Origin of the sequence: Bizionia sediminis, from assembly GCF_042684585.1 — a bacterium.
GTDB lineage: Bacteria > Bacteroidota > Bacteroidia > Flavobacteriales > Flavobacteriaceae > Algorimicrobium > Algorimicrobium sediminis.
On the sequence record NZ_JBHULS010000005.1, the window covers coordinates 62472 to 73827 of the forward strand.

6 protein-coding genes are annotated in these 11356 nt (G+C 29.3%); 4 read left to right on the forward strand and 2 right to left on the reverse strand.

Going from position 1 to position 11356, the window contains the following annotated elements:
- The first annotated feature begins 28 nt into the window (after positions 1–28).
- From ACFSQP_RS11210 to ACFSQP_RS11225, 4 genes are all read left to right on the forward strand, one after another.
- The gene (locus tag ACFSQP_RS11210; RefSeq protein ID WP_376894482.1) at positions 29–2461 is read left to right on the forward strand and encodes a DEAD/DEAH box helicase; all 2433 of its coding nucleotides are present in this window, start codon (positions 29–31) and stop codon (positions 2459–2461) included.
- 169 nt (positions 2462–2630) lie between these two features.
- A complete protein-coding gene (locus tag ACFSQP_RS11215) occupies positions 2631–3494 on the forward strand; it encodes an AAA family ATPase (RefSeq protein ID WP_376894485.1) in 864 nt (287 codons plus the stop codon).
- Positions 3466–4500 (forward strand): DUF3871 family protein, encoded by a 1035-nt coding sequence (locus ACFSQP_RS11220; protein WP_376894487.1) that lies wholly within the window; start codon positions 3466–3468, stop codon positions 4498–4500. Before ACFSQP_RS11215 ends, ACFSQP_RS11220 begins: the two co-directional genes overlap by 29 nt.
- A 76-nt stretch (positions 4501–4576) precedes the next feature.
- Complete coding sequence (locus ACFSQP_RS11225) at positions 4577–7801, forward strand: hypothetical protein (protein ID WP_376894490.1); 3225 nt, start codon at positions 4577–4579, stop codon at positions 7799–7801.
- 25 nt (positions 7802–7826) lie between these two features.
- Here the strand turns inward: ACFSQP_RS11225 and ACFSQP_RS11230 are convergent, their stop codons facing one another.
- Together ACFSQP_RS11230 and ACFSQP_RS11235 are read right to left on the reverse strand one after the other, a co-directional pair.
- On the reverse strand, positions 7827–10508 hold the full coding sequence (locus ACFSQP_RS11230) for a DEAD/DEAH box helicase (protein WP_376894492.1): 2682 nt from the start codon (positions 10506–10508) through the stop codon (positions 7827–7829).
- Positions 10509–10517: 9 nt separating this feature from the next.
- On the reverse strand, positions 10518–11351 hold the full coding sequence (locus ACFSQP_RS11235) for a hypothetical protein (protein WP_147678667.1): 834 nt from the start codon (positions 11349–11351) through the stop codon (positions 10518–10520).
- Between the last annotated feature and the right edge of the window lie 5 nt (positions 11352–11356).

The following is an 11356-nucleotide window of genomic DNA, read 5'->3' on the forward strand; positions in this document are numbered from 1 at the left end:
ACATTTATAGCACAGTTAAATTTTCTAAATGATTTTACCTAACATATATTTTGAGGGAACACCTATTGAGTTTAAAGAAATAAATACAAAAGATTTTGATAACAACTTTTATAAGGTAAATCCAAAAGAGGTTTTAGAACCAAATGAAAAAGGATACATAAGTGATGAATTAAGTGCTAGGCTTAAAACAGACCTTGACAACCAAAATACTACTATTATTAATGCTGGTGTAGGACAAGGAAAAACTAGAGCGATAATAGAAGTTCTAACTAAGTATGCTAGTAATCCAGATTACATTATCATAATAGCGGTTCCTTATAAGAGTCTAATAGAACAATACGTTAAAGACTGCTCAAAGTATATCTCAAAAAATGAAATTTTCAACTTATCTAAATATGAAACCAATATTCAAGAAGGTGTTAATAAGACCAAAAAAGAAAGTTGGGGGTATACAAATGATGTAGACATGTTGCCTATTACAGCTAGAGTAAGAAGTAAAATACATGTTATGACTATTAATGCTTTAATAGGTAATCCAGGAGATGATAACCTGTTTACTTCTAAAGTTAGGAGTAACTACTTTAAATTATTAAAAAATTATTGTGAGGGCACTGATAAAAAGGTGATTTGGTTAATGGATGAGATACATGATAGTATTCATAACTTTAAAGAACAGTTTGTTTTCAATCTTTGGAATTTTCAAGGTTTAGTACATAAGGCATATATTATAAGTGCTACATTTAATGAAGCCTCAAAAGAGGTGATAAAGTATGTGTCTGAATTTACAGATAAAAACATATTTATTATTGAGTCTAAAAGGTTGCCCAAACCTTCAAGAGAGAGTAATCTACATCTTAACTTTTATGTAGACCAAAAACTATATCAAGATTCTAATTTGGTAAGTTTAGTTTCAAGTTTAGTTAAAGAAAAGAAGCCTTTTGATATTTTGGTTTACTCAAAGACTTTAGTTGAAAAGCTTATAAATACTAACAAAACATCAAACTCAAAAATCAAGAAAGTTAGTGATGTTTTTAAAGACCAAATCCATCAAGTTAATAGATGTTATTCAGATGCTTTTAATCGAAAAGCGAATAAAAAATACATTGATAGTAAAAATGTAATCAATATAGGAACTAACTTTAGTACAGGGGTTAATATTGAGCAAGAAAAACATACTCTAATAATACTATTTCCTAAAGACTTGTCAGTTGACTATGTAAACAATAAAGGTGTGTTTACAAATGGTTCAAATGTTATTGTACAGGCTTTAGCTAGACAAAGAAAAAATGGAGATATTCACATTTTTATACCCAATCCTAATGGTTTAAGTTTAGAGTCTTTACCATATACTGAAATTCAAAATAAAGAAATGTATGAATGTTTTGAAACTTATAAGCGAGGTAGTGATAAGTACTCAAATTACTCTTCAATTAATAGTCAATCTAAACTTTTAGAGAGTGCCTATGAGAAGTTGATTGATGATGTAAGTTATGCAGAAGAAAAGCTAAGAACAACCAACAGAGCAGGCTTAAATCGATTACTTTATCCTGCAAAAGAGATATTTATTCTTAATCAAGGAGAAAAGTATATTACAAAGGAATTTTTTGGAGGGAACTTATCTGCTTACATTCTTTGGGCAAGTATTGGTAATCAATTTCTAAACTGTAAATTAAAATCCATAAAAGCTTCAACTAAATTGAATTTTGATAAAGAAAACTTATTTGATGATGTTAAGAGCTTTTTAAATTTTGAGTTAGAAGAGCTTAATAACACATTTGAAGAGTTCAATCTTTATGATAGCTTTAGTGCTTATGAAAAGTTAGAATTTATAGAGAAACTAACAGGGCAAATGTTGGTTAATTTAGATTCTAAAAAGGCTACTCAAGCAGAAATCAATAAGATTTTGTTAATGATTTTAAGTGCTGTGTTCTTTGAATCCAATGACTTTGTTTTAAGGGAAGCTAAAGTAGAAATGTATAAGCTTTATCTAAAGTCATGCTTGTTTTATAGTAATAACCTTCATGAAGTTAATGAGAATCTTAAAACTAGAGATTTAACTAGTGTGAAGGTTTTTAAGAAATGGTATCAACTTATAGAGTTGATTGATAAATCTAAAATTGAAAAGGATGATGGTGTTTTTAGATTGCCAATAACTCCTAGTGATAAGTTTGAATCTGAGTTTTATAAGATTGATTTTAAAGAGAGTTTAGATTATCTTCTAAATAATGATTTCCTACTTGGAACAGATGTTTTTCAATTTAAGAATACAATTATTACTGCTATAAAGAATAAGACTCTAGTTGATACATTTTACAAAATTTGTATTAAAGTGTGTTATCTGCCTAAAACAAAACAAACTTCTAAAGATGGAAAAAAAGTCAACTACTATGAAGTAGCATCACTTAATTTCAAAAACTTACCTAATCTACTTTACAAACCATTACCAGAAGTAATTTTGTAATAGTCCTTCTTTTTCCAATTTACTATATAGGAATAAGGAAAAATAAGGACTTTTCTAAACCATATTAAAGACTCTCATTTTATGAGGGTCTTTTTCATTATATACTGAATCTATTCAGATTCAACTTAAAAATAATTCAAATTAATATTAACCTTCAAAAACATAAATTATGCAATTACGAAAATCAGAAAGACAACAAGCAAAAATTAAAATGGCTCTGCAAGGTTCATCAGGTTCAGGCAAGAGTTTAAGCTCTCTTTTATTGGCTAAAGGACTAACTAATGACCAATTAGATAAAGTGGCTGTAATAGATACAGAGAATGGTTCAGCAGACCTTTATGCTCATTTAGGTAACTACAATGTATTACCATTACAACCACCTTATACACCAGAGAAATTCATTCAAGCTATTTCTGTTTGTGAAGAAGCAGGGATGGAAGTGATTATATTAGATTCCATCTCTCAAGTATGGGATGAGCTTTTAGATTACCATTCTAAACTACCAGGGAATTCATTTGCTAATTGGAACAAAGTTACACCAAGACAAAAAGCATTTATCAATAAGATTTTACAATGTGATGCACATGTTATAGCTACAATGAGAACAAAGCAGGACTATGTACTGCAACAAAAAGATGGAAAATATGTTCCTGAAAAAGTTGGACTTAAAGCTGTACAAAGAGATGATGTATCTTATGAATTTACCATAGTATTTGATATAGATATAAAACACTTTGCAATAGCGAGTAAAGACAGAACTAATCTATTTTCTGGAAAGCCTGAATTTATGATTAATACTTCTACAGGTAAACGGATTTTGGAATGGTGTACTTCACCTGTAAAAGAAGAAGATGTAAAACAGCGAATAGAAGAGTGTTTGTCTGTTAGTCAGTTAATGGAACTGTATAAAGAGCATCCAAGTTTTCAGTTGTCATTAAAAGCTTTGTATCAAGCTAAAAAAGACCAGTTAGAACAATTAGTTAAACCAGAAAATTTTAGTCAAAATGGAAATAGTATCAGTAGCAGAGCTTAACAAGCAACGTAATGGAGCATTTAATAATCCTGAAGGTATTCCTGAAATTGTGCATCCTTTGCAAATACCTTCAGAAAATAAAGTGTATCCACATAACCCATTTATAGTGGCTAACACAAAAGAGGTTAGCCTTTCTACTTTAAAGCATGATTGTATTATACCTGTGTTTTCTAAAGATAATGAGAAAACATTAGCACATCAAGAGTTTATAGAGATAGCACAAGACTGTGTTGGTAAAGTGTTTTCTCATCATACAATAGAAGTGCCAGAAGTTAGAGTTTCTCATCAAATTAAAGGCAGAACTGCTGATGCTATATACAAGCCTGTAAAGGAGCTTTTAGAGCATGAGAAAACCCAGTATTTTGAAAGAATGGCATTTATCATTAGAATACCATCTATTACAGAAAACATAAATGGTCATGATGTGTCATTAACTGTTGGAGGTGTTAGAGCTTACAATCAAGAAAATCTTTATAACAGGAAAAGTTATGAGAAATTCAAGTTCTTTATTGGTTTCCAAAATATGGTGTGTTGTAACCTATGTATTTCTACAGATGGTTATCAAGATGAAATGCGAGTAGGAAACTATTCTGAATTACAGTCTAAAATTATGGACTTAATAGAGGGGTATAGTGCACAATCCCATTTACAGGATATGAAGCAGCTATCACAGCATAATTTAACTGAACAGCAATTTGCTCAGCTTATAGGTAGAGCAAGATTATATAACTTTTTACCTAAAGAGGAAAAGACTCTAATTCCAGAATTAATGCTTAATGATGGACAGATTTCTACAGTAGCTAAAGACTATTATTTAGATGATAGCTTTTGTAGAAACGAGAATGGAGATATTAACCTTTGGAATGTATATAATCTCTTCACGGGAGCTAATAAGAGCTCTTATATAGATTCTTTTCTATCAAGAAATGTCAATGCCTTTGATTTTACAAAAGGATTGGCTAATGCTATCAATGGTGATTCTAAACATCGTTGGTTTTTGAGTTGAGTAATGCCCAACTTCTTTAGTTAGAAGTTGGGTTATTTTTATTAACTTTCTAGCTTATAATAGATATTACATTTAAATGGAAATTAAAAATTTTGATATAAAAACCCCAAATGATTTTTATAAAAATTTAAGACCTGAATATTTTTCAGATTCAGAAATAATTTATAAAGTAAAATTACCAAAAGAGACTTTAGCTTATGAGATAGAAAGTATTTCAATAAACCAAAAACAAGACCAGTTTGAGTCCTTAGCAAGAAAACTTTCTGAAAGATTTATAGCCCCAAATTTAATACCTCAAGTTGGACCAACTGGAGGTGGAGATGGGAAGACTGATACTGAAACTTATCCAGTATCAGAAAGTATTTCAAGTAAATGGTATATACCAGAAAATGGATGGAAAAAAGATGAGAACTGGGCTTTTGCTATATCTAGTAAAGAAGATTGGAGAGGTAAATTAAGGAGTGATATAAAAAGTATTTTATCAACAAAAAGGGGGTACACTAAAATTTATTTCATTAGTAATCGTAAAATATCAAGTAAGAAAAAGAAAGATGTACAAGATAAATTTGGTAAAGAATTTGGTGTTGAAATTATTATTTTAGATGGCGAGTGGATTATAGAGAAGATAATTAATAATGACTTAGTTCATCTAGCGGTAGAATCCTTAGGAATGTCAAATGAATATAACGATAAAGAGTGTGTCCAAGGAGTAAATGATATTGAGAGAAAAAAAAGGATTAAAGAATTAGAGGCTAATATATTAAGTCCCAATAGATATTTTGAAATAGACTATCAGCTTATTGAAGATTGTTTAGAAAGTGCAACTTTATCAAGAGAGATTGAAGAATCTAGAGAGATTATAGATGGGAAGTTCTTGAGAGCATTAAGGTTAGCTAAAAAATTAAATAATAATAATCAACTCTGTAGAATATATTATCAACAAGCATGGACTTCATTATTCTGGTTTAATGACTTTGAAGCCTTTGTAGAGAACTTTAATCAAGTAAAAGAGCTTGTTAATAGTGATTCTAACATTAATTCAATTCAATTATATCATACTTTATTTACAGTAATAAAGCCTCATGAGAAGGAAGTAAGCAGTTTATTGAAGTTTGAGGATGAGAAAAATCACTTGTACGATTTATTATTGACAAAATCCAAAGACAGTAATCATCGTACAGCTGCTTTAACTGCTAAAACACTACTTAAACTTTCTTTGATACATGACTATTTTAAAGAAGAAAAAGATTGTGAGATAATTTTTTCTGATTTAAATAAAATTCTGTCTAGTATAGAAGGTCATTTGTCTTACCCATTTGATACTGTTTATAAATCTATAATGGTTTATGGTAAATTATTTCCTGAAAGCAAAGAGTATGATTGTTTAATTGATGAGTTAGCTAGAATCAACCAAAATAGAAATTCTGAGTTAGCTGCTAGTGATGTATTTATCAAAAGAGCAATTAATAAATATGATGCTGGTTTATATAATGAAGCAATATTTTATTTAGGCAAAGTTATAGTTAAGCTTTCTAAAGAAGAAAGCGAACAAACTCTAATTATATGCCTTAGAGTACTATCTAATTGTTACAGAAATTTAGGACTGCTTTGGGCATCTAATAACTGTTTACTTTTTGCTTCATCTATGTCTTTAAAAACATGGTTTAAAGAAGGGTATCTTAATAAGAAAACGTATAATATAGCTATGGAGTTAGCCAAAAACGAAGTTCTGTTAGGTAGAATACCTTCTTTGCTTTCTTTTTGTGAGTTAATAGATGTTATATCTAGACAAGTTGAAATTGATACTAAAAAAGAAATGGATAATACTCTATCTTTTTTAGATTTATCATTAGCTAGTCGACTATTAAATTCTAAAGTAAATATCAATGAATTTAAAAAAATCCCAAATGCCCTTGAAGGAGTAGGTTTAGAGTTTTCAGCTGACTCAATACTGTATGTATTAGGACATACAGATGAAGTGATTAATTCAGTAAATGATTCAAAGTTTAAAGAAAAAGAATTGGATGATTTTATGTCTAGTATTATAAGTCAGCCTATTAAAAAACAACTATTATATGAAACAGATTTTTTAAATGAAGAAGAGGTTACATTTAAGTCAAAAATATTAGGAGCTAGAATTGATGTTACTTTTGTTAAGGATAAAGAGTTGTTTATAATAGCTGAATCCATACTAGCCTTTTTAGAAAGTTTTTTGGCTACATCATTTGAAGGTATATTGCCTTTAACGGAGGAAATTAAAATATTATTAAAAGAAAATAAATCAATAGAAATTTTAGATACGATTCCACAAGAGCTATCCAATGAGATAATATTAGAAGTTAACAAAACCAACTTTTTCGAATTCAATTTTAGAGATGAGTTATGGAACAGAACCCTAGATTTTACTGCCAAAATTTTATATGGAAATTTTTATATTGATGACTATAAAAAAATGTTGAAAGACCTTTTTGAAAAGGAGGAAATTTATCAAAGAGTTTCTTTAGCCTTTAACCATAAGGCTTTTGTATTAGATTTTTATGGTGAAGAGCCAAAAATATTTTTTGAAGACTGGTATAAAAAAGAAAAACATAAGATTTATGATGATTTAAGAAAAGAACCAATTAATTGGATAGTAAAAGATTTCGATATTGAAGTAAAGGATAGTTCAGAGGATGAAATTAATTTTAAGAATACTCCTCATAATAAAAGGAAAGTACATTCTGTAATTGATAGTCCATTATGGGACATTGCCAAATGGAGGGCTTTTGGCTTTTTAATTGATAGAAATCAAAGGTTAGGTTTAACCATTCTGTTTGAAGATTTTGAATCTGCAAAAAAAATATTTGATGGTTGGAGGAATAGTTTAGGTGAGATTGATGAGAAAGAAAAAATTAGAATATCTATTATAAAAGGAGTTAACAAAGACAATCCTCATTGGTATAGAGTTCATATTTGTAGTAACATAATAGAGCCCAAAATAGATGGAGAGGTTTCTTTTTTTTCGTCTAGGTTTCATGAATTGAATGCAACAGATTCAAAAAATTTGGATAATCTTATTCAATTTTATAAGAAGTTTAATTCTTATATTCTATACCCGGCATATATTAATAGTGAAGGTCAGTTTACACCAGATTTAACAAGAGGGATTGAGAAAAAAGAATTAATCATAAAGAATGCTTGGGAAATTTCGTTAAATGAAATTGATAGTGTAGCAATAAGAACGGAAGATAAAATATTAATTCCTGAGAATGTGAAAAATGCACCTGTATTAGAAGTCTTAAAAAGAAAAATTAATTCTTAATAATATTAAGATAATTGCTTCTTTATTATAATCCCTTAAGAACCTCAATCACACTCCTAGCAGTATAAGTGTTCTCTACTTGCTTGGTTTCAAATACCATAAAGTATTTAAAGTTATCTCCTGCTTTTTCAGCCCAAGTCTTACCTAAAATATTTTTATTTCTACTATCATCATTATCATAGACATCTCCTTTGGTTTCTAATAGTATGATATTTCCTTTTTTGGTGTAAAGAATAAAGTCTGGATAATGGTTAGAACTAAACCCATTTAAAGCAAACCCTTTACCTCTTTCAAGGTTTCTATGCCAAAAGACTATGTTTTCAAGTGAAGCCACTTCCATAATCATATTTTGCTCATAATTGTTCATACTAGCTTCTCTATCATAAAGAGATTTGCCAATAGTGGTACTAGGGTTTAAAAAGGTTAATGTTTCAGGAAATTCAAAATTGTCTTTTACAATAATCTTATTACTATCTATAAGTACTTTAAAACGTTCTTTAGCATAATCATTAGTTAACTCGCTAATTTTATCCCTAATCTTTTTGACATAGATAAAATCATTATCAACTATGTCCCTTATTTGCTCACTAGAGAGGTTGTCAAAAACTCGACTTACATATTTTTGTAATTCTTGTTGAGATATAGGTGTCATATCTCCCAATTTGGAAACTATGATACTACTTATTTGATTTATTTGAGATTCTTTAGGTTTAGAAAGAATTGTATCTACAAGAATATCCTTAGCTCTTTTACTTACTTTTTGAGCAGTAGCAGTCTTTTTTTGCTCATTAAAATCTACTGCGTATATCTCTTTAGAAATATCATCAAAAGTAACTTGTGTGCTATAATTTGATAACTTAAAACCATCAAGTAAACTTACCTTATTAAGGTATTGGTCTTCAGAATTTAATTCCTCAAATAGGCTAACCTCTCCAAGTTCTCCTTCTTCCACTTTTTTAAAGAATTGAGGTAATTTAATAGTAGTTGCAACTTCTTTAAATTGGGAGTCTAATTTATAAACTTTAGGTGCAGTTTTCATAATATCTGTAAAAATAGAAGTGGTATCATCAATCTCAATATCATTTACTTTCTGTTCAAAAGTTTGTCCTTCAACTTTTGCCTTTTCAGTAATATGAGATACTAAAGTGTTTTGTTGACTAATAGTATCTAATGTAACTTCTTCCTCTGGATTAAACGCAATAGCTTCCACATCAAAATCTTCATCAGATTTAACATAGTCATCAGGTTTAGGTTCTTCTGCAAATAAATCTTGAGTTAATACTTCATTTGGAGTTAACTCTTCCTCTGGAGCTTCTTCTGCATAATAATCATCTTTACTAAAACCAGATTCTTGCAAACCTTTAACAATGCTATCTAAGGTCTCATTGAACTTTGCCGAAGCCGTTAACACAAAAGACATGTTTAATAAAGCCTCTTTATGTTTTACCACATAAGGCTGTCTTAAAACTCGACCTAAAATTTGTTCTACTTCCACAGGAGAAGATTTATCTGCTAATGATGCTAAAATGTATGCATTTGGGCAATCCCAACCTTCTTTTAAAGCATTTACGGTAATAATATATTTAACAGGACAGTCTTTAGCCATTAGGTCAATACCTTTTAGCTCATCAATGCCACTTGTTTTTATTTTTATTTGTTCTTCTGGAATCTTAATTTTTATTAACTGCTCTTTAATCTTCTGAAAAGTAGTGTTGTTCTTCCCTTTAATGTTAGATTGAGCTTGGAATAACACTATAGGTCTTATGTATTTTCCTGTTAGCTTTTCTTCTTCAATAGCTAGTAGTTCTAACTGTCTTTGTAGGTGCAATGCACTAGTTATAACCTCTTCTTTTTTATGATGATTATAAACCACAACAGGAAGCTTTACCATACTTTCCTTTTTAAGAGCCAATGCATTTACAAAAGAAATAATATTACTGTTTTCTTTTGGAGTAGCAGTTAAATCTAAAACTAAAGAAGGGTTTAAGTTATTCAGCATTTCAACACTTAAATCACTTTCAGCATTATGGCTTTCATCTACAATTACAATAGGGTTGAGGCTTCTTATAACATTAATTAAAGCAGTTTCATCTGTATCTGGCAACACAAGGTCTTTATCTACAATAGTGTTTCTAAAAGACTCTAATGCACCATTTTCTTGAAATACTTTTCTATCATCTTTCTTTCTCGAATTTATACGTAAACTGCTAAAATTGAAAACAAAAATGTTGAGTTGTTCTGTTACAGAAGTAGGGTTAAAATTTGCACCTTGTAAGAGTTGGTCTTTTTCATACACTTCAACTCTGTTACCAAATAGACTATTTAACTTTTCTCTATATGGGTGATTAGAGTCTGAAAGGTTTTTTACTGTTTGTTGTAATAAATTAGACCAAGGGACTAACCAAACAACTGCTTTTGCATTACCTTGATAAAAATGCTTGTTTATAGTGTGTATAGCATTACAAGCAATAAATGTTTTACCACCAGCAGTAGGCACTTTTATGGCTATATGTAATGCATTTGGAATATTATCTTTATAAGGTTTCATACCTGTAAAAGAACCATCTAATTGTGGGGTATAGGGTATACCTAACTTATCTTCCCAATATTGATTAAATGCTTTAGCAGGTGTAGCCTCTTTTTGTGTATAGGACAAAAAATGCTCTAAATCTTTTATTACTTTATGTTGGTATGGTTTTAATTCCATTTATTTGTTTTACAAATTATTAGTTTTTTTATATGTATTTAATCTAAACAGTAAATCATTTATTTTTAATAGTCTTTTTCCAAGGTCATTAATAGTATTAGAATTGTCTAATAAACTTCTTGTAGGATGTGCTATTTTATTTCTTAATTCATTAATACTACTGAAAGATTTCCAAACTTGTTTTGACAATAACAATTCATTGTGTAATCCATAACTTTTAATAATATTAAAAAAATCAACCAAAAAAAGATGCTCTGTAAGCATGTTTTCTAAACCTTGTGCTGCTAGAGTATTGTAGGTATTAACTATCTGTGAGTATTTATTCTCCTTCTCTTCTGAACCTTCAGATTTTTCATTAAGCCATTTCAAAATTTCATCGTTGTTAAGGTGAAAGTTGAGGAATATAGCTAACTCTCTTTCTAATTCACATACTAAACTAAATACATAAACTTGAACCTGTTTACAATTCAAGTTCCCAATAGTTATTAAGCCAGAAATCTCCTTATTAAAACTCAAAAAATAAAATGATTTTTTTTCTTTACAAAACTTATCAATTACAGTGTCAATTGTAGTATCTATGGGTAATACATCTTCATGAGAAATTAGCTCTTTTTCTATTTCTGTAAAATTATCTGGAGTTTTAGTTTTGTAGAATTCAGTGATAACACCATTATTTGGAATAATAGGTAAATGGTCTATCCTGTATTCAGACATTTTCTCCCTATGCTTGCCTCCATCATCTTCATCTTCAGTTATAGCAATCCATCTTTTTTTACTGATACCTACTGAAGCAGCTAGTATTTTTACTTTTCCTTCATCTTGAAAATAAATATCTTCTATCATAATTA